This window comes from Exiguobacterium sp. s183, from assembly GCF_018617655.1.
GTDB lineage: Bacteria > Bacillota > Bacilli > Exiguobacteriales > Exiguobacteriaceae > Exiguobacterium > Exiguobacterium aestuarii_A.
This window is the reverse complement of record NZ_JACSKN010000006.1, coordinates 173,840-192,382: the sequence shown is the minus strand read 5'-3', so window position 1 is coordinate 192,382 and position 18,543 is coordinate 173,840. Positions and strand designations below refer to the sequence as shown.

General features: G+C 51.2%; 16 protein-coding genes and 1 riboswitch. Of the genes, 14 read left to right on the top strand and 2 right to left on the bottom strand.

What is annotated here, in order from left to right:
- The first annotated feature begins 240 nt into the window (after positions 1-240).
- The 6 genes from KNP62_RS13925 (at position 241) to KNP62_RS13900 (ending at position 6,141) form a co-directional block, all read left to right on the top strand.
- Entirely contained in the window at positions 241-1,053 is an 813-nt protein-coding gene (locus tag KNP62_RS13925; RefSeq protein ID WP_214786025.1) for an undecaprenyl-diphosphate phosphatase, read from the top strand.
- A gap of 80 nt (positions 1,054-1,133) precedes the next feature.
- A riboswitch (FMN riboswitch) is annotated at positions 1,134-1,275 on the top strand.
- Positions 1,276-1,428: 153 nt separating this feature from the next.
- Positions 1,429-2,493 carry a bifunctional diaminohydroxyphosphoribosylaminopyrimidine deaminase/5-amino-6-(5-phosphoribosylamino)uracil reductase RibD gene (ribD, locus tag KNP62_RS13920; protein ID WP_214786023.1) on the top strand — a complete coding sequence of 355 codons (1,065 nt, stop codon included), beginning with the start codon at positions 1,429-1,431 and terminating at the stop codon, positions 2,491-2,493.
- Positions 2,493-3,134 (top strand): riboflavin synthase, encoded by a 642-nt coding sequence (gene ribE / locus KNP62_RS13915; RefSeq protein WP_214761647.1) that lies wholly within the window; start codon positions 2,493-2,495, stop codon positions 3,132-3,134. The genes ribD and ribE overlap by 1 nt, the downstream gene beginning before the upstream one ends.
- On the top strand, positions 3,134-4,309 hold the full coding sequence (ribA, locus tag KNP62_RS13910; RefSeq protein WP_214786021.1) for a GTP cyclohydrolase II: 1,176 nt from the start codon (positions 3,134-3,136) through the stop codon (positions 4,307-4,309). Before ribE ends, ribA begins: the two co-directional genes overlap by 1 nt.
- A gap of 5 nt (positions 4,310-4,314) precedes the next feature.
- The gene (gene ribH, locus KNP62_RS13905) at positions 4,315-4,779 is read left to right on the top strand and encodes a 6,7-dimethyl-8-ribityllumazine synthase (protein ID WP_214786018.1); all 465 of its coding nucleotides are present in this window, start codon (positions 4,315-4,317) and stop codon (positions 4,777-4,779) included.
- A gap of 126 nt (positions 4,780-4,905) precedes the next feature.
- Entirely contained in the window at positions 4,906-6,141 is a 1,236-nt protein-coding gene (locus KNP62_RS13900) for a GAF and HD-GYP domain-containing protein (protein ID WP_214786016.1), read from the top strand.
- A 39-nt stretch (positions 6,142-6,180) separates the two neighbouring features.
- Here KNP62_RS13900 and pruA read toward each other — a convergent pair whose 3' ends face one another.
- The gene (pruA, locus tag KNP62_RS13895) at positions 6,181-7,725 is read right to left on the bottom strand and encodes an L-glutamate gamma-semialdehyde dehydrogenase (protein ID WP_214786014.1); all 1,545 of its coding nucleotides are present in this window, start codon (positions 7,723-7,725) and stop codon (positions 6,181-6,183) included.
- A gap of 171 nt (positions 7,726-7,896) precedes the next feature.
- Here pruA and KNP62_RS13890 point away from each other — a divergent pair, with 171 nt between their 5' ends.
- The 3 genes from KNP62_RS13890 (at position 7,897) to KNP62_RS13880 (ending at position 10,854) form a co-directional block, all read left to right on the top strand.
- Complete coding sequence (locus KNP62_RS13890; protein ID WP_214786012.1) at positions 7,897-8,700, top strand: hypothetical protein; 804 nt, start codon at positions 7,897-7,899, stop codon at positions 8,698-8,700.
- Positions 8,701-8,712: 12 nt separating this feature from the next.
- The gene (gene bcp / locus KNP62_RS13885; RefSeq protein WP_214786010.1) at positions 8,713-9,150 is read left to right on the top strand and encodes a thioredoxin-dependent thiol peroxidase; all 438 of its coding nucleotides are present in this window, start codon (positions 8,713-8,715) and stop codon (positions 9,148-9,150) included.
- A gap of 342 nt (positions 9,151-9,492) precedes the next feature.
- On the top strand, positions 9,493-10,854 hold the full coding sequence (locus KNP62_RS13880) for an alanine/glycine:cation symporter family protein (RefSeq protein WP_214786008.1): 1,362 nt from the start codon (positions 9,493-9,495) through the stop codon (positions 10,852-10,854).
- 40 nt (positions 10,855-10,894) lie between these two features.
- Here KNP62_RS13880 and KNP62_RS13875 read toward each other — a convergent pair whose 3' ends face one another.
- Positions 10,895-12,598, bottom strand: a complete 1,704-nt coding sequence (locus KNP62_RS13875) for a methyl-accepting chemotaxis protein (RefSeq protein ID WP_214786006.1) — start codon at positions 12,596-12,598, stop codon at positions 10,895-10,897.
- A gap of 216 nt (positions 12,599-12,814) precedes the next feature.
- Between KNP62_RS13875 and gatC the strand changes: the two genes are divergently transcribed.
- From gatC to rlmD, 5 genes are all read left to right on the top strand, one after another.
- Positions 12,815-13,105, top strand: a complete 291-nt coding sequence (gatC, locus tag KNP62_RS13870; RefSeq protein WP_012727041.1) for an Asp-tRNA(Asn)/Glu-tRNA(Gln) amidotransferase subunit GatC — start codon at positions 12,815-12,817, stop codon at positions 13,103-13,105.
- An 11-nt stretch (positions 13,106-13,116) separates the two neighbouring features.
- The gene (gatA, locus tag KNP62_RS13865) at positions 13,117-14,559 is read left to right on the top strand and encodes an Asp-tRNA(Asn)/Glu-tRNA(Gln) amidotransferase subunit GatA (protein WP_074036499.1); all 1,443 of its coding nucleotides are present in this window, start codon (positions 13,117-13,119) and stop codon (positions 14,557-14,559) included.
- Between the two features lie 12 nt (positions 14,560-14,571).
- Entirely contained in the window at positions 14,572-16,002 is a 1,431-nt protein-coding gene (gatB, locus tag KNP62_RS13860; protein ID WP_214786004.1) for an Asp-tRNA(Asn)/Glu-tRNA(Gln) amidotransferase subunit GatB, read from the top strand.
- 63 nt (positions 16,003-16,065) lie between these two features.
- Positions 16,066-17,064: a diacylglycerol kinase gene (locus KNP62_RS13855; protein WP_214786002.1), complete on the top strand. Its 999-nt coding sequence runs from the start codon at positions 16,066-16,068 to the stop codon at positions 17,062-17,064.
- Between the two features lie 55 nt (positions 17,065-17,119).
- Complete coding sequence (rlmD, locus tag KNP62_RS13850) at positions 17,120-18,481, top strand: 23S rRNA (uracil(1939)-C(5))-methyltransferase RlmD (RefSeq protein ID WP_214786000.1); 1,362 nt, start codon at positions 17,120-17,122, stop codon at positions 18,479-18,481.
- Positions 18,482-18,543 lie beyond the last annotated feature (62 nt).

Here is an 18,543-nt window from a genome sequence, read left to right as displayed (position 1 = left end):
ATGTAAACAAAAAGTTTTAATCAACCAAAAATGTCATATTTTTATAAAAAAGTACCCAACTGGAGAAATGGGGTCATCGCCTTCGCTCCAGATGAGTACCCTTCTATAATAAATTTAATTTTCAGACTAATCAATCGAATATTGAAATTACATCAAAAAATTTTTAACAGCTGGTCAACGAAAGTCCAATTCTGCTAAAATAGGCGCATTGAGTGAAAAACAGAAAAGAGGATTACCATTATGACAGTTTGGTTATTTTATACGTTGCTCGGATTGATCCAAGGATTTACGGAGCCGATTCCGATTTCATCAAGTGGACATCTTGTTATCTTCCAAGAATTATTTAACATCGACTTGCCGGGATTGTCATTTGAAGTTTTCGTAAATTTTGCATCGCTCCTCGCGGTCTTGACGGTCTATCGTAAAGATGTCATCCGCCTCATCGTCAGCTTATGGACGTTCCTGTTCAAGAAAGACCGGACTGATGAAACGATGGTCGACGTGAAGTTTATCGGCTTGCTCCTCGTCGCAACGGTTCCAGCCGGTGTGCTCGGTGTCATTTTTGGTGACTGGATTGGAGAAGTACTCGGTGGCGTCGCGACGGTCGGATATACGCTCATCATCACAGGTCTCGCGCTTTGGTTCATTCGAAACATGCGCGGGAACAAAGGAGACGGCGGAATCACGTTACGTGACGCCGTATTGATTGGACTCGCACAAGCGGTGGCGCTCATTCCAGGAATCAGTCGCTCTGGAGCAACCATCGTCATGGCAATGTTGCTCGGAATCAAGCAGGAATCAGCACTTCGCTTTTCGTTCTTCTTGTTCATCCCAATCAGTCTCGGGACGATGATTTTGGACGGACCAGCGTTATTTACGAACCCAGAAACACGTGACTTGTTTGGTCCGCTCATCCTGGCGTTCATCGCTTCTTATGTGTTGACTGCGATTTCGTTGAAGTGGTTCCAGCACATCATGGCAAAAGGTGAATTAAAGTATTTCTCATATTATTGCTGGATTGTAGGGCTTCTCGTCGTCCTCTTTCTCGCATAATCGAGACGCTACTCTCACGAGTAGCGTTTTTTGTTTTGCGAAATAAAAACAATTGCGATACAGTAAATCTGTACAAACAAATATTCCTTCGGGGTCGGGTGAAATTCCCAACCGGCGGTGATGGGCCATGCCCTAAGTCCGTGACCCGGGCGCACGTGTGCGAACGGTGGATCTAGTGAGACTCTAGAGCCGACAGTATAGTCTGGATGGGAGAAGGAACAAAAAACAGGTCCGCGTGACCTGTGCTTCGTCGTACGCTTTTCTGTAAAGAAAACGTTTATTTGGCTTGTCCAAAAACGATGAAACCCTCCCACCAAGACCCTAAGGACCGTTCCTTAGGGTCTTTTGTTTGTACGGAAAAAAGGAGGGAGAACGATGAAACAGTACATGCAACAAGCCATCCAATTGGCGAAATCTGCCGACGGACAGACGGGTGTGAACCCGCTCGTCGGCGCCGTTCTCGTCAAAGACGGTCGCGTCGTCGGGCTAGGTGCCCATCTCAAGGCGGGCGAACCGCATGCCGAGGTTCACGCCATCAAGATGGCAGGTGCGGCAGCGTACGGGGCGACACTGTACGTCACACTTGAGCCGTGCTCGCATCATGGAAAGACACCACCGTGTGCCGACTTGATTGTTGAATCCGGAGTCAAACGAGTCGTCATCGCCATGAAAGACCCGAACCCACTCGTTGCGGGAAAAGGGATCATGCGTCTGAAGTCGGCTGGCGTCGAGGTGGAAGTCGGTTTACTTGAAGAGGAGGCTCGGGCACTGAATCCAGCGTTCTTACGGGCGCTTGAGACGAAGCGACCATACGTCATCTTAAAGACGGCGACGAGTCTTGACGGAAAAGTTTCCTTGGATTCCGGTGAGAGTCAATGGGTGACGAGTTCGGAAGCTCGTCGTGACGTCCATGAACTGCGTGCCAAAACCGATGCGATTTTAACGGGAATTGGAACGGTGCTAGCGGATGATCCGGCACTGACCGTTCGATTGGACCATGAGACACGTCAACCGAAGCGAGTCGTCCTCGACCGTGACCTTCGCTTGCCTCTTGCGAGCACGCTTGCCCGAACGGCTGAAGACGTCCCGGTGCTCCTGTTCACCTCGTCAGACGACAGAGAAAAACGGGAACAGGCACGTGCCATGGGAATCGAGTTATTCGATTATACGTCGCTCGGAAACGTGCTCGAGACACTTTACGCGAACGGAGTTGGACGCTTATTGATCGAGGCGGGACCGACACTTGTCACGTCCCTTCTTGACGGAGGGTACGTGGATGAATGGGTCGCCTATCAATCACCGCGCGTGTTCGGCGGGAAAAACGGTGTTTACCGTTCACAACAAGAAGGTTCGCTGGATGCGATTTCTCGTTTTAAGATTCAGCAGGTCGAGACAATCGGACCTGATCTGAAAGTCGTCCTTCGAAAGGGGGCGCACTGATGTTTACAGGAATCGTAGAAGAAATCGGTTCGGTCAAAGCGGTGAAACGAAACGGTCCGTCCTTGCGGCTCGTCCTATCGGGGGCAAAGGTGCTCGATGACGTAAAAATCGGCGACAGCATTTCGGTAAATGGGATTTGTTTGACGGTCACAACGTTTGATGCGTCGACATTCGCCGTTGATGTGATGCCTGAGACACTGAAAGCATCCAGTCTAGATGGCGTGAAGCCAGGAACGCGCGTCAATCTCGAACGAGCGATGCCGGCGAACGGACGATTCGGCGGGCATTTCGTGTCCGGACACGTTGACGGCGTCGGGCGCATCACCAAGAAGCGCCCACTCGCAAATGCCGTATATGTCGACATTCAATGTGACCCTTCGCTTCTCCCATACATCGTGCCGAAAGGCTCGATTTCGGTGGACGGAACGAGTCTGACCGTATTCGACGTATCTGAACGTGGGTTTACGTTGTCGTTGATCCCGCACACGTATAGTGAGACCGTTCTCGGGTCGAAGCACGTTGGTGACCCCGTCAATTTGGAATGTGACTTGTTAGCAAAATATATGGAAAAACTAGTCGGACAATCAAAGATGACACTCGAATCTTTGGCATCACAAGGTTATGGAAAGGCGGGATGGTAATGTTTGATTCGATTGAACGGGCTATTAAGGAATTAAGACGCGGACGTCCGATCATCGTCGTCGATGACGAGTATCGTGAGAATGAAGGTGACTTTGTCGTACTTGGTGACAAAATGACACACGAAACGATGAACTTTTTAATCACGGAAGGGAAAGGACTCGTCTGTGCGGCCGTCGCCGAAGAAGTAGCGGCACGCCTTGAGCTTGCACCAATGGTGACGAATAGCACGGACCCGCATGGTACGGCGTTCACGGTCAGTGTCGATCATATCAATTCGACGACAGGCATCTCGGCGAGCGAGCGCTCCCATACCGTTCGTGAATTAGCGAACCCGACATCACGTCCCTCTGACTTTCAACGACCGGGACATCTCTTCCCGCTCATCGCCAAAAAAGGAGGGGTCTCGGTTCGTCGTGGTCACACAGAAGCATCCGTCGATTTGGCACGCCTTGCAGGCAGTGAGCCGGTAGCCGTCATCTGTGAAATCATTCGTGAAGACGGAGAAATGGCCCGCGTCCCGGACTTGGTTGATGTCGCAAAACGTCATGATTTGGCGTTCATCACAATCGAAGCATTGGTCCAGTATATGGAGACGAGTCTTGTCACGCGCGAAGCGGACGTGTCACTCCCTTCATCGAAAGGGACGTTTCGAATGATTGGATACGAGAATCGATTCGACCGACAAGAGCATGTGGCACTCGTGACCGAGACGCTTACAGACGTCCCGCTCGTTCGAATCCATTCGGAATGTTTGACAGGAGACGTCTTCGGGTCGTTCCGATGTGACTGTGGTCCGCAACTTGATGCCGCCATTAAGAGAATCGAACAGGAGTCGGGCATCGTCCTCTATATGCGTCAGGAAGGACGAGGGATTGGACTCGTGAATAAACTGAAAGCCTATGCCTTGCAAGAGGAAGGGTTGGATACGGTCGAGGCGAACGAGGCACTCGGATTCCATCCCGACATGCGTGACTATCGTGTCAGTGCGGCGATGCTCCGCGACCTCGGGGTGACCCGAGTACGACTCATGACGAACAACCCTGAAAAAGTCGATGCTCTTGAATCGTGTGGCATCACCGTCGTCGAACGTGTCCCGCTTCATGTCGGCGCGCACGAAGCAAATGAATCATATCGTATGACGAAACAACTCAAAATGAACCATATCGGAGGATGAATGAGATGACATATACATTTGAAGGTAATTTAGTTGGAGAAGGCTTAAAGATTGGAATCGTCGTCGGTCGATTCAACGACTTGATCACGATGCGTCTACTCGACGGCGCAAAAGATGCGTTGAAGCGTCATGGCGTGAAAGAAGAGGACGTGTCGCTCGCATTTGTCCCGGGTGCATTCGAACTCCCGCTCGTTGCGAAAAGAATGGCAATGAGTCAAAACTATGATGCGGTCATCACGCTAGGGGCCGTCATCCGTGGTGCGACGCCACACTTTGATTATGTGTGCAATGAAGCGGCGAAAGGAATCGCACAAGCGAGCTATCAATCGGAGGTCCCGGTCATCTTCGGTGTATTGACGACGGAGACGGTTGAGCAGGCGATTGAACGGGCTGGTACGAAAGCAGGGAATAAAGGCTGGGAAGCAGCGACGTCAGCCATTGAAATGGCCAATTTATTGAAGCAAGTGTGAGGAAGAACCGGGTGCATCGTCGCCCGGTTTTTCAATTGGGATAAGCAGGGTAAAAAGACTGAAAATTGGGTAAAATAAACTCATGGAACGATTGCATATATTCCAGACAAAAGGGAGGTTTGGCACATGGCAACTTCGCATGAATCATTGACGTTACAGTTACAACAACAAGAGCGACTCCATCACCTGCTTTCGTCACTCCTCAATCGCTTTTTAACAACAGAGATTGCGGATTTCAAAAAGCGGGTTGACCAGTCGCTAGCCGAACTTGGACATTATTTCGCGGTCGACCGCGTCTATGTCTTCGATTACGATTTCACGAATCAGGTTTGTCACAACACGTTCGAGTGGTGCGCCGAGGGCATCACCGCCGAGATAGACAATCTTCAAGACGTGCCGATCGACGTGCTGCCCGAATGGGTCAACACTCACGTGGCAGGTGAGACGATGTACATTCCACGCGTGGCAGATTTACCAGAAACCAGTGTCGTCCGCGGGATTCTCGAACCGCAGTCGATTCAAAGCTTGCTGGCGGTCCCGATGATGCAAGGCAAGACGTGCCAAGGGTTCGTCGGATTTGATTCCGTCGTCTCGGAGCGAACGTACACGGAATACGAGCAACAGGCACTGCAAGATTTCAGTAACGCACTTCTCGGTGCGGTCGAACGGCACCGGATCGAGGCGGGACGGGAAGAGGCACAGCGTATCCTCGCCGAGCGGGAAAAAGAAATGATTGATTATCAAGAGGGGCTCGTCCGGACGTTGTTACGGCTGTCCGCACTACGTAACAATGAGACGGGGAACCATATCGAGCGGGTACAAGATTTGTCGACGCTCTTTGCGACGATTTTATATGACCATCATCACCCGGACGTGTCGCCACTCTTCATCGAAGGAATTCGACTCGCGGCACCGCTTCATGACGTTGGGAAGATTTCTGTACCAGATTCGATTTTATTGAAGGCGAATAAGTTATCCGACCAGGAATGGGTCTTCATGAAAGATCATGTGCGCGTCGGGGGTGAAGTGTTGAAGGATCTCCAGATACAGTTCCCTCAAAACTACTTTATCCAAATGGCTTATCAGATCGCGCTCTATCATCATGAGCGTTGGGACGGGACAGGATATATCAAAGGGTTGAAGGGAGAGGAGATTCCACTCGCGGCCCGAATCGTCACCATCATCGACGTCTATGACGCGTTACGGACGGTTCGCCCGTATAAACCTGCTTTCTCCCATGACGATACGATTGTCGCGATGAAAGACATGAAAGGGGCGTTCGATCCGACGCTGTTTGATCTGTTCCTGCTCCATCAAGAAGAGATTGCCATCATGTTCGATCAGACTTTTAAAGCACACTAATAAAGGAGACGCTCCCCCGAGGGCACGTCTCCTTGTTGATTAGAATGTTTCAGATGTTGTTTTCGCTTGCATGTGGAGTTGGATGTAATCCGGTCCACCTGCTTTTGAATCCGTTCCTGACATGTTGAATCCACCGAACGGCTGGTAGCCGACGATTGCGCCTGTGCAACCACGGTTGAAGTAAAGGTTACCAACGTGGAAGTTTTGGCGAGCGAACTCTTGGTTTGCGCGGTCACGCGTAAGCACTGCACCTGTCAAGCCGTATTCTGTGTTGTTCGCGATGTCGATCGCTTCTTTAAAGTCTTTCGCTTTTGTGAAGGCGACGACTGGTCCAAAGATCTCTTCTTGCATGAGACGTGCTTTCGGGTCGACGTCTGCGACAACCGTCGGCTCGATGAAGTAGCCTGTTGAGTCATCGGCGTTTCCACCTGCGACGATACGTCCTTCTTCTTTGGCGACATCGAAGTACGATGTGATTTTCTTGAAGGCTGCTGCGTCGATGACAGGTCCCATGAAGTGTTCGTTCTTCTCTGTGTTTCCGACAGAGAGTTCGTTCGTGAGTTCGACGACGCGGTCAAGTACCGTATCATAAACGCTGTCGACGATGACGGCACGTGAACAAGCTGAACATTTCTGACCTGAGAATCCGAATGCCGATTTGACGATCGATTGTGCTGCGAGTTCGAGATCCGCTGACTCGTCGACGACGATTGTATCTTTTCCGCCCATCTCTGCGATGACGCGTTTGAGCCAGATTTGACCTTCGTTCAATTTAGAAGCACGTTCGTTGATGCGGAGTCCCACATCACGTGATCCTGTGAAGCTGATGAAACGAGTCTTCGGATGGTCGACGAGGTAGTCTCCAACTTCTGCACCCGGTCCTGGGATGAAGTTGAGGACACCTTTTGGAAGACCTGCTTCTTCCATCACTTCGACGAATTTTGCAGCAACGATTGGTGTCGTCGAAGCTGGCTTCAAGAGAATCGTGTTACCGGCAACGATTGCCGCAACCGCTGTACCGGCCATGATTGCGAACGGGAAGTTCCATGGGCTGATGACGATCCCGACCCCGAGTGGGATGTAGTCATAACGGTTGTATTCGCCTGGACGGCTCTCGACTTTCTTACCAGGTTTGAGTTCTAGCATTTGACGTGCATAGTATTCCATGAAGTCGATCGCTTCTGCCGTATCCGCATCTGCTTCGTTCCATGGCTTACCTGCTTCTTTGACGAGATAAGCTGAGAACTCGTGCTTGCGCTTGCGGACGATGTTCGCTGCTTTGAACAAGACGTCTGCGCGGACGGCTGGGTCGACATGGCGCCATGAGTCGAATGCTGTGAGTGCTTCTTGCATCGCACGTTCTGCGAGCTCTTGGTTTGCTTTTGAGACGCGACCGATCACTTCTTCTTTGTTCGCTGGGTTGTAAGACGTGATTTTTCCTTCCGTCGTAACCTTTTCCCCACCGATTACGAGCGGATAGTCTTTCCCGAGCTCACCGTTCACTTTCTCGATTGCCGCTTGGATCGCATCGGCATTCTCTTTTTGTGTAAAGTCTGTGAATGGTTCATGTTTGTATGGAATCATTCTCGTTCCCCCTTAAAGTGATGTTGAGCGTTAAAGCGCTTACGTCTGTATTGTATCGAAATTATCGTAGAAATCCTAGTGAAACAATTTTCCAGAAATACATGCCATTGGAGCGACGATTCGAGACATGGTAGGATGGGGGAGAACACGGCTTTAGAAAGGACGAACAACATGAAAAAATGGCTCATTCCGCTCCTCCTCGTCTTCACGCTTGGCGCATGTGGGAACGACGAAGAGACGGTTATAGAAGAAACGAAACGCGCATTGCCAGACGCTGTCACGGAAGTGTATGCAGACTATCAAACGGCGCTCGAATCGGGCGATGCCGAGGCGCTCGCAGCCATCGACTACGCGGGTCGATTGACTGACATTCCGGCGACCGGTGCCGTCACGCGTCAGCTCGCCCCGGGTGACATCTATGAGAGTTGGGTCAACGAGGACGAAGACGTGGCGTTTCTCGTTCATGAAATGGTCGACCAAGACGGCAATCCGCTCCCGAACCGGCTCAGTAAAGTCGCTGTGAAAGAAGGCGACGACTGGTCGCTCGTCATCACGCCGACTGCGTTACCAGAGGATGTTATCGCCGAAGTCGGAGAGCTCCTCATCGGGATACAGGCCAACGAATATGGGGTCAACGCAGAAGCGAACGCCCGTCTTGCAGAGGTTCCGGAAGATGAGGCGGGACCAATCTATGACCGAGTCAATGCCCAGACCGACTATACGGCACTCGAGGCGGACAATAACGTCTTTCTTTTGATGGCGGAGACGTTGACGGTCGAAGAGAACCAAGCCATCATGGCCGATTATTTTAAAGCATATGAGAAGTGGTATACCGACAATGAAGAGACGCTTCAAAAAGCGGCCGCCACTGAAGATCCAATCGAGTATATCGAAGTTCTCGATCCATTAAAGACAAAACTAGAGGAAGCGATCGATGGTTTTGACGAACAACTCGTCGACCCGTCGTTCGGTTAAGGAGGAAAACAGATGCTCGCACCTACATTTTCATTACCAAACCAAAATGGAGAGATGGTCTCGCTGAAAGATTATTTAGGTAAGAAAGTCGTTTTGTATTTTTATCCTCGTGACTCGACACCGGGTTGCACGACGGAAGCGTGTGATTTCCGTGATGCGATGCCGAAGATGGAAGGCGCGGTCGTCATCGGGATTTCAGCGGACAGTCAGAAGAAGCACCAGAACTTTATCGCGAAGAATGAGTTGCCGTTCGACTTGCTCGTCGATGAGAATCATGAAGTGTCTGAATTGTACGGCGTTTGGCAACTGAAGAAAAATTACGGGAAAGAGTACTACGGCATCGTCCGTTCGACGTTCCTGATCAATGAAGACGGCTATATTCAAGAAGAGTGGCGTAACGTCAAAGTGAAGGGACACGTTGAAGAGGTCGTATCTGCCATTCGTTCGTAAAATGAGCAAAAGCGGTATTAGACTGTAGACTACATAGGTCTACAGTTTTTTTTGACCAAGTACAGGCACGGAGCTGCATCGCTTTCTCATCGAGAAATAGTCTCTTAATCAACGATTCGTATGGATTGTGAAATCGCTGCTTTTAGATTCTGAGATATATTACAATCATATTTCGAAATAAATTTTAAGAAGCTCTTAAGAACAAGGTTTCAGGGAAAATATTACAATTATATAACGTGTTGAAAACGCTTTCTTTCAGTGGCGTACCTTGACTCGATTGTGAATGTTCTGAAAAATATAGGGAGAGCGCTCAAATCAAGAACGTAGGAGGAGAGCAACACAGTGAATCAAATTGAAAGTTGGCTGTCGAGTTTATCAAATCTCGTATGGGGGCCACATCTATTAATCTTACTCGTCGGGACAGGAATCTTCCTGACCGTCCGTCTCGGCTTTATTCAAGTGACGAGGCTTGGTGTCGGCTTGAAAGAGGCATTTATTCCAAAGAATGAAAAACCAAAGAAGAAACAACGAGGGGACATCTCGCATTTCCAAGCATTGATGACGGCCTTGGCGGCCACGGTTGGTACCGGAAACATGGTCGGTGTCGCGACGGCGATCGTCCTCGGGGGACCAGGCGCAGTCGTTTGGATGTGGTTATCCGGTTTTGTCGGAATGGCGACGAAATATGCGGAGGCCATCCTAGCGGTCAAATATCGCGTTGTCGATGAACGAGGCGAAATTGCCGGTGGACCGATGTATTACTTAGAACACGGGCTAAAGAAAAAATGGCTCGGCATGTTGTTTGCCTTATTCGCATCGGTCGCAGCTTTTGGGATTGGGAACGGGGTACAGACGAACTCAATCAGTCTCGCTTTGAACAATTCGTTCAACGTCCCAATGGTTGTGACAGGAATCGTCATGATGGCGGTGACGGCGTTTGTCATTTTAGGTGGTGTCAAATCAATCGGAAAAGTCGTCGGGATCTTCGTCCCGTTCATGATTTTTGCATATGTCGGAAGCGGGCTCGTGATTCTCATCATGAACTTTGAATTGGTACCGGGTGCCTTATCGACGATGTTCTCGAGCACATTCAGTGCCGAGGCCATCGGTGGAGGTGCGTTAGGTGCTGCGATTCGCTACGGGGTCGCGCGCGGTGTGTTCTCTAACGAGGCAGGACTTGGATCTGCACCGATTGCGGCCGCGGCAGCGAAGACCGATTTCCCGGGACGACAAGCACTCGTCTCGATGACACAGGTGTTGATTGATACACTCATCGTCTGTTCGATTACCGGACTCACGATTGTCATGGGTGGTCAATATACGGAAGGACTCGAAGGGATTGCTTTGACGCAAGCGTCATTCGCCTATTTCTTAGGACCGATTGGTGAAATCATCGTGACCGTCTCACTCGTCTTCTTCGCCTATTCGACCGTCCTTGGCTGGTGTTATTACGGGGAACGTTCCGCATACTATTTACTCGGGGAAAAAGTCATCGTCCCGTATCGTGTCCTCTATATTTTAGTCGCAGGACTCGGTGCGATGACGACGAACTTGAATTTGATTTGGTCCATCTCGGATGTGTTCAACGGTCTCATGGCGATTCCGAACTTGATTGGGCTCTTGTTCCTGTCGGGTGTCGTCGTCGCCGAGACAAAGCGATTCGAACTCGAACGAAAAAAAGAAGCGGCGCAGTCTGCCGCATGATTAGAAAACCCGCCGAACAGCACGTGTCGGCGGGTTTTTGTCATACCTTGAATTGTCGAATCAATGAATCGAGCTCTTCCATCTTTTGTTGCGATTGTTCGGTCGCTCGGTTCAACTCAGCGAAGCGATCGACGGACATCGTCACTTTTTCAGCAATCTCCTGAGTCCCGAGCGCTCCATTGTTGACGGTCGTCGCCACGTCTTGAATGACGCCGATCATATTTGATGTCAGTAGCTCAAGCTCACCCGCGGCAGCGGCGAACTCGGTCGCCGTCGTCTCAAAACGTCCCGCGTCCTCGCTATATTGGCCGGCCGCCTCCTCGAGTTGGTCATAGTCTTTCAACACGTTCGTATCGAGGAAGTGAAGCATCTGACCTGAGCTTTCATTCAAATGATCGACCGAATGGAGGACGGTCGTCGAGATGGCTTGGATGCGTTCGACGGTCGCTCGGCTTGTCTCGGCAAGTTTTCGAATCTCATCAGCAACAACGGCAAATCCACGACCGGCCTCACCGGCACGCGCTGCCTCAATGGAAGCGTTGAGGGAAAGCAGGTTCGTTTGGGCGGCGATGTCGAGAATATCGTTCGTGAGCGTTGCGATTTCACGGACAGCTTTGGCGTCTTGCATCGCTTTCTCTAAGTTCGTGCGTGTCGACTGCAGAACGCTGATGGCGTTCTCCTTCGCTTCCACCGCATGCGACTTCAGAGAGAGGGCGCGTTTATCAATCTGTTTGGCTTCGACTTTTCGCTCATCAGCCATCGTCACGATATGATGAATCGTCCGTTCCATATCCGACGCAGACGCGTTCATCTCTTGCGCGCTCGCGGCCGTCTGTTGCATGCCGGCGGTCAAGTCTTCGGTCGTCGCCGCAGTCGTCGTCATATACGTATCGAGTTCTTTCAATTCGTCATACATATGGGTTGATTGTTTCGTCACGCCTGTTGTCACATCGTTCACTTGCAAAATCAACTGACGTAAATTGGCGATGAACTGATTGAAGTCACGGGCAAGTCCTGCGAACTCGTCACGACGTTTCACGGGAATCGACGTCGTCAAATCGCCTTCGCTCGTTGCGAGTTCGTGCATCTTCGTCTTGAACTCTTTGAGTGGTTCAAAAATCGAACGGAAAATGAAGAGCATCATGAGAATCGTCATGACAGCCGCGACTCCGAGAACGATGAGAAGTGTCAGCTGAACCTGTTCAAACATCTTAGCCGCAGCAGCTGTGTCCGTTTGAATTTCTTCACGGTTCAAGTTGACAAGAAGACCGAGAGCGTTCGAAAGGGTATCCGCGCTTGCGGTAGCCGTATCACGAATGTATTCTTCCGCAACTCCTTCACCTTCTTCATTTGAAATACGGATAAGTTCGGTCATGACAGTCTGGAAGTCGTTCCAGTTCGCACTAGCTTCATCAAAAAGTTGTTGATCCTCTTCCATAATAATTGTCGCTTCATAGCCATCCATCCGCTGTTCTAAAATCGCGACGGATGCTTGAATGTCTCGCTCGATATTTTGTTTCGTCACCGCATCGTCGACTAGAGCGTGACGAATGAGGTGGCGTCGAATTTCGAGCAATTGTTTATCGACCTGATGGATTTGGTCCATCCCCGGTACCCAGGAGACGGTCATATCTTCTTGAGCCGCTTTTGAGGCGTTCAAGGCATACCAAGAGTAACCGCTTACACCGAGAAGTAAAACGAACATGATGCTGAAAGCGGTGATTAGTTTATTTCGGATCGACATATGATTCCTCCTTAACGAATCGTTTCTCTACATAAGCATAATCAGAATCGCGCTTCGACCGTATAGCTGATTTTGAAAGCGGGTCAATATTCGAGGAGGATTCCCCTAGTTTCATAAAAATGAGACAATTTAGAACGAGATAGATTTCCTTTTTTGTCTTATGAAAAAGTGGTATGATAATGAACGATGTATTGAAAACTGTTGGAGGTGGGAATTTTGGCTCGTATTACAGAAGCTGAAGTTCGGCACGTTGCCGGACTTGCCCGACTTGCGATCACGGATGAAGAAGTGACGCACTTCACGGAGCAATTGACAAAAATTCTCGAGTTCGCCGAGCAACTCGATGAGCTGGATACAACGGGCGTCGAACCGACGACCCATGCCCTAGATTTGAAAAACGTACTACGCAAAGACGAGGTTCGTCCATCGCTTCCACGTGAGGAAGTCGAACGGATGGCACCTGACTGGGAGAACGGTCAAGTCCGTGTCCCTGCGGTCTTTGAGTAAGGAGGCCTTTCATGAGTTTATTTGACCACGGTGTAGCGAAACTGCATACGTTATTAAAAGAAGGCGAAGTCACGGTCACGGACCTCGTCAAAGAGTCGTTCGATCGCATCGAAGCGACGGATGACAAAATTGGTGCGTTCTTGACGCTCAATGAAGATGCGTTCGAGCAAGCGAAACGCATGGATGAGCTCGCCAAAACATCAGATAACCCGCTCTTCGGGATGCCAATCGGTGTGAAAGACAACATCGTCACAAAAGGGATGCGCACGACATGTGCCTCGACGTTCCTCGAGAACTTCGTCCCGGCCCACGATGCGACAGTCGTCGAGCGTCTTCATGATGCTGGTGCCGTCACGATTGGGAAGTTGAACATGGACGAGTTTGCGATGGGTTCATCGAACGAGAACTCGGCGTTCAAACCGGTCCGTAACCCATGGGACCCGACGCGTGTACCAGGAGGTTCTTCAGGCGGTTCAGCGGCATCGGTCGCAGCTGGACAAGTCCTCTTTAGCCTTGGTTCGGATACGGGTGGTTCGATTCGTCAACCAGCCGCGTATTGCGGTGTCGTCGGGATGAAACCGACATACGGTCTCGTCTCACGCTTCGGCCTCGTTGCCTTCGCGTCGTCACTTGACCAAATCGGTCCGCTCACGCGTACCGTTGAAGACAATGCTTACTTATTGAATACGATTGCGGGACACTGTGACATGGATTCGACGTCAGCCGAGGTCGAGGTGCCAGATTATACGGCAGCGCTCAACCAAGATTTGACGGGGATGAAGTTCGCCCTCCCAGAAGAGTTCATGGCAGAAGGCGTCGCGCCTGGTGTCCGCGAACAGATTGAAAAAGCAATCGAGACACTTAAGTCTCTCGGTGCGACGATCGAGACAGTATCGATTCCGTCCGTCAAGTACGCGCTCTCAGCTTACTACTTGCTCGCATCATCAGAAGCCTCTTCGAACTTGGCTCGTTTCGATGGCATCCGTTACGGACGTCGTGCCGAAGCGGACACGCTCGACGAAGTGTTCACGTATTCGCGTGAACAAGGTTTCGGTGACGAGGTCAAACGCCGGATCATGCTTGGGACATATGCGCTCAGCTCGGGTTATTACGATGCGTTCTATAAGAAAGCACAGCAAGTCCGTACCCTCATGAAGCAGGACTTCGCGAAAGTGTTCGAAGAGTATGATGCCATCGTTGGACCAACAGCTCCGACGACAGCGTTCAAACTCGGCGAACAGCTCGACGATCCGCTCACGATGTATGCGAACGATATCATGACGATTCCGGTCAACTTGGTCGGTATCCCGGCGATCTCGGTCCCGGCAGGTCTTTCAGAAGGTCTTCCGGTCGGTCTTCAAATTATCGGGAACTACTTTGATGAATCAACACTTTACCGCGTGGCCCATGCTTTTGAACAAGCAAACGGCGGTTTCAAGATGCCACAGCTCTAAGGAGGACGTACGATGAACTTTGAAACGATCATCGGGATCGAGGTGCACGCCGAGCTGAGCACGAAGTCGAAGATTTGGTGTGGCTGCTCACGCACTTACGGTGCCGAAACGAATACACAGACGTGTCCGATTTGTCTCGGACACCCGGGCGTCTTGCCTAAATTGAACGAAGAAGCGGTCAACCTCGCCATCAAAGCGGCGATGGCACTCAACTGTGAGATTGCGACAGATACGAAATTTGACCGTAAGAACTACTTCTACCCAGACACGCCAAAAGCGTATCAAATCTCGCAGTTTGACAAGCCAATCGGTTCAAACGGTCACGTCGACGTCGAAGTCGATGGCGAGATGAAACGATTCCGCATCGAGCGCGTACATTTGGAAGAAGATGCTGGAAAGATGAACCACACGGGCGAGAAGCACTCGGTCGTCGACTTCAACCGGACCGGCTCACCGCTCATCGAGATTGTCAGTGAAGCAGATATGCGTTCACCAAAAGATGCGGTCGCGTACCTCGAACGTTTGAAAGAGGTCCTTTCGTTCGCTGGCGTCTCGGACGTCAAGATGGAAGAAGGATCGCTTCGCTGTGACTGTAACATCTCGGTCCGTCCATTCGGGCAAGAGAAGTTTGGGACGAAGACAGAGCTCAAGAACTTGAACTCGTTCTCGAACGTCTTGAAGGCACTCGACTTTGAAGAGACGCGTCACCGTAAATTGCTTCTCTCAGGTGGCGTCATGCGTCAAGAGACGCTCCGCTACGACGAAGCAGCGAAAAAGACGATTCTCATGCGTGTCAAAGAAGGGGCAGCGGACTACCGCTACTTCCCAGAACCGGACCTCGTCCGTCTCGAAATCGATGAGGCGTGGAAAGAGCGCATTCGCGCGACGATTCCAGAGATGCCGGCAGCACGTCGTGAACGCTACATGAGCCAATACGGTCTCTCGGCATACGACGCGAAAGCCCTCACGTCGACGCGTGAGTTCTCGGACTTATTCGAAGCGACGACAGCGGCTGGAGCTGAACCGAAAGCAGCAGCGAACTGGCTCATGGGTGAAGTGCTCGGTCACTTGAACAAGTCGAATGAAACGGTCGAAACGATGAAGTTGACACCGGAATCACTCGCAGAACTCATCCGCTTGATCGCGGAAGGGACGATTTCATCGAAGATTGCGAAGCGTGTCTTCACAGCGATGATGGAAGAGGGTGCAGAGCCGAAAGCGTATGTCGAAGCGAACGGTCTCGCCCAAATCTCGGACGAGAACTTGCTCCGCGGCTACATCCTCGAATTGTTTGAGGCACACCCGCAAATGATCGAAGACTTTAAGAACGGGAAAGACCGTGCGAAAGGCTTCATCATCGGGCAAATCATGAAACAGACGAAAGGGATGGCGAACCCGGCACTCCTCGATGGCTTGTTCCACGAAGAGATTGCAAAACGCTAAGCAGGCGGCGAGACACTTGTGTCTCGCTTTTCGCTCGAGTTGAGCACAGGGGAGAGAATCAATATGCAACGGAAACGTGCGCGGGTCATTTATAACCCGACATCTGGTAAAGAAGTGATCAAACGGGAACTCCCGTACATTTTGAACCGCCTCGAGGATGCGGGTTATGAGACGTCGACGTATGCGACGAAAGCGATTGGTGATGCCACGCTCGAAGCAAAACGGGCCTCGGCGGCCGAGTTCGACCTCATCATCGCCGCAGGTGGAGACGGGACATTGAACGAAGTCATCTCAGGGCTCGCACCGCTTGAGAATCGTCCGACAATCGGTCTCATTCCGGTCGGGACGACGAACGACTTTGCCCGGGCGATGCGGATTCCGCTGAGCGTCGTCGGCGCGCTCGACGTCATTTGTGACGGATTCGAGATGCCGGTCGACCTCGGGGAGATCGAAGGCGAGAAAGGTGATATCCACTACTTCATCAATATCGCCGGCGGTGGAATCATGACCGAGCTCTCGTATGAGGTGCCATCGAAGTTGAAGACGGCACTCGGACAGCTCGCGTATTACGTGAAGGGGATGGAGAAACTGCCACTCATCAAACCGACGTACATCGAGCTCGAGCACGATGAAGGGACATTCCAAGGCGAAGTCATGGTCTTCCTCACATCGAACTCGAATTCGGTCGGTGGATTTGAAAAAATCTCACCGCACGCGTCGTTGAATGACGGGTTGTTCGACTTGTTCATCCTTCGGAAATGTAACTTGTTCGAATTCATCCATGTCGTTCGTCTTCTCCTCCGTGGAGAACATTTGTCGAGCTCGCTCGTTGAACATGTGAAGACGAGCCGCGTCAAGATGAAGACGACGGAGCCGATGAGTCTGAACATTGACGGGGAGTATGGCGGGGAGTGCACAGGTGAGATGCGGAACTTGTTCCGTCACTTGACGGTGCTCGCACCGAACGCCCGGATCCGCGAGATGGAAGATTTAAATGCACAATATGAACGCGAACAGATGATCAAGCAGTTGTTCAATGTTTCGCTAGATAAAGCAGAGTGAAAAGATAGGAATGACGACATCAGTCATTCCTATTTGTAATGGAAGGAGCATTCGTATGCTACCAGTGAAAAAGAATGATCGTCTCGATGTCCACGTCCACGACCTGACCCATGAAGGAGCGGGTGTGGCGCGTGTCGATGGCTATACATTGTTCGTGCCGAACGCGTTGCCAGGAGAGACGGTCGAAATCGTCGTGACGAAGACGAACAAGCAGTACGGGTTCGCCCGATTGTTGAACGTGAAAGAAGCGAGTGCCGACCGCGTCGAGCCGCCGTGCCCGATCTTTTATCAATGTGGTGGCTGCCAGCTGCAACACTTCAGCTATGAAGGACAACTCCGCCAGAAACGGGAACGCGTCGTCGATGCGTTAAAGCGTCTCGGCCAGTTCGATGTACCGGTCCATGACACGATTGGGATGCCGGAACCTTGGCGCTATCGTAACAAGGCACAAGTCCCGTTCAAACAAGAAGGAGACCGTCTCGTCTCAGGTTTCTATCGTCCTCGTTCGCATGACATCGTCGAGATGAGCGAATGTTTGATTCAAGATGAGCGTAATGACAAGGCGATCCAAGTCGTCCGTGACGTATTGGACGCTCGCGGTGTGCCAGCGTATGACGAGAAGACAGGACGTGGGGTTATCCGTCACGTCATGGCCCGTTATGGGTACCATTCAGGTGAACTCATGATCGTCCTCATCACGAAGACGACGAAGTTAAAAGGCGTGAATGAGATTGTCGCGGACATCGTCGAGCGTCTCCCTGACGTGACGTCGATCATGCAAAACGTCAACCCGGACAAGACGAACGTCATCCTCGGGGCGACGAACAAGTTGCTTTATGGTCATGAGACGATTGAGGACAAAATCGCAGGACTCACGTTCACGATTTCCCCGCACTCGTTCTTCCAAGTCAACCCGGTCCAAACAGAGAAGTTGTACGGGAAAGCGTTAGAATACGCACAACTGTCAGGTACGGAGCAAGTCGTCGATGCGTATTGTGGCATCGGGACAATCAGCCTCTTCCTCGCCAGGAAAGCGGCACACGTTTACGGTGTCGAAGTCGTACCGGAAGCAATCGAGGATGCGAAACAAAATGCGCTCGTCAATGAGATTGATAACGTGACGTACGCATGTGGAGCGGCCGAAGATGTGCTCCCACAGTGGAAGAAAGACGGTGTGAATCCGGACGTGATTGTCGTCGACCCGCCGCGTAAAGGATGTGCCGAGTCATTCCTCGAGACGATGGTCGAGATGGGACCGAAGCGAATCGTATACGTCTCATGCAACGTCGCGACACAAGCACGTGATATGCGTTATCTTGCCGACCGTGGCTATCGCTTGATGGAAGTGACACCGGTCGACATGTTCCCGCATACGGCGCATGTGGAGACGGTGGCATGGATGGAGAACGTAGAATAAGATGAATGTATGATGCCTTCGATTGAATCAATCGAGGGCTTTTTTTGCAAACAGCCGAAAGG

Excerpts from the sequence above, each read along its gene's own strand:
- KNP62_RS13875 (WP_214786006.1), bottom strand. The coding sequence starts at position 12,598 with ATGTCGATCCGAAATAAACTAATCACCGCTTTCAGCATCATGTTCGTT.
- bcp (WP_214786010.1), top strand. The coding sequence starts at position 8,713 with ATGCTCGCACCTACATTTTCATTACCAAACCAAAATGGAGAGATGGTC.
- KNP62_RS13855 (WP_214786002.1), top strand. The coding sequence starts at position 16,066 with ATGCAACGGAAACGTGCGCGGGTCATTTATAACCCGACATCTGGTAAA.
- ribA (WP_214786021.1), top strand. The coding sequence starts at position 3,134 with ATGTTTGATTCGATTGAACGGGCTATTAAGGAATTAAGACGCGGACGT.
- gatA (WP_074036499.1), top strand. The coding sequence starts at position 13,117 with ATGAGTTTATTTGACCACGGTGTAGCGAAACTGCATACGTTATTAAAA.
- pruA (WP_214786014.1), bottom strand. The coding sequence starts at position 7,725 with ATGATTCCATACAAACATGAACCATTCACAGACTTTACACAAAAAGAG.
- ribD (WP_214786023.1), top strand. The coding sequence starts at position 1,429 with ATGAAACAGTACATGCAACAAGCCATCCAATTGGCGAAATCTGCCGAC.
- KNP62_RS13925 (WP_214786025.1), top strand. The coding sequence starts at position 241 with ATGACAGTTTGGTTATTTTATACGTTGCTCGGATTGATCCAAGGATTT.
- ribE (WP_214761647.1), top strand. The coding sequence starts at position 2,493 with ATGTTTACAGGAATCGTAGAAGAAATCGGTTCGGTCAAAGCGGTGAAA.
- gatB (WP_214786004.1), top strand. The coding sequence starts at position 14,572 with ATGAACTTTGAAACGATCATCGGGATCGAGGTGCACGCCGAGCTGAGC.
- ribH (WP_214786018.1), top strand. The coding sequence starts at position 4,315 with ATGACATATACATTTGAAGGTAATTTAGTTGGAGAAGGCTTAAAGATT.
- rlmD (WP_214786000.1), top strand. The coding sequence starts at position 17,120 with ATGCTACCAGTGAAAAAGAATGATCGTCTCGATGTCCACGTCCACGAC.
- KNP62_RS13890 (WP_214786012.1), top strand. The coding sequence starts at position 7,897 with ATGAAAAAATGGCTCATTCCGCTCCTCCTCGTCTTCACGCTTGGCGCA.
- KNP62_RS13900 (WP_214786016.1), top strand. The coding sequence starts at position 4,906 with ATGGCAACTTCGCATGAATCATTGACGTTACAGTTACAACAACAAGAG.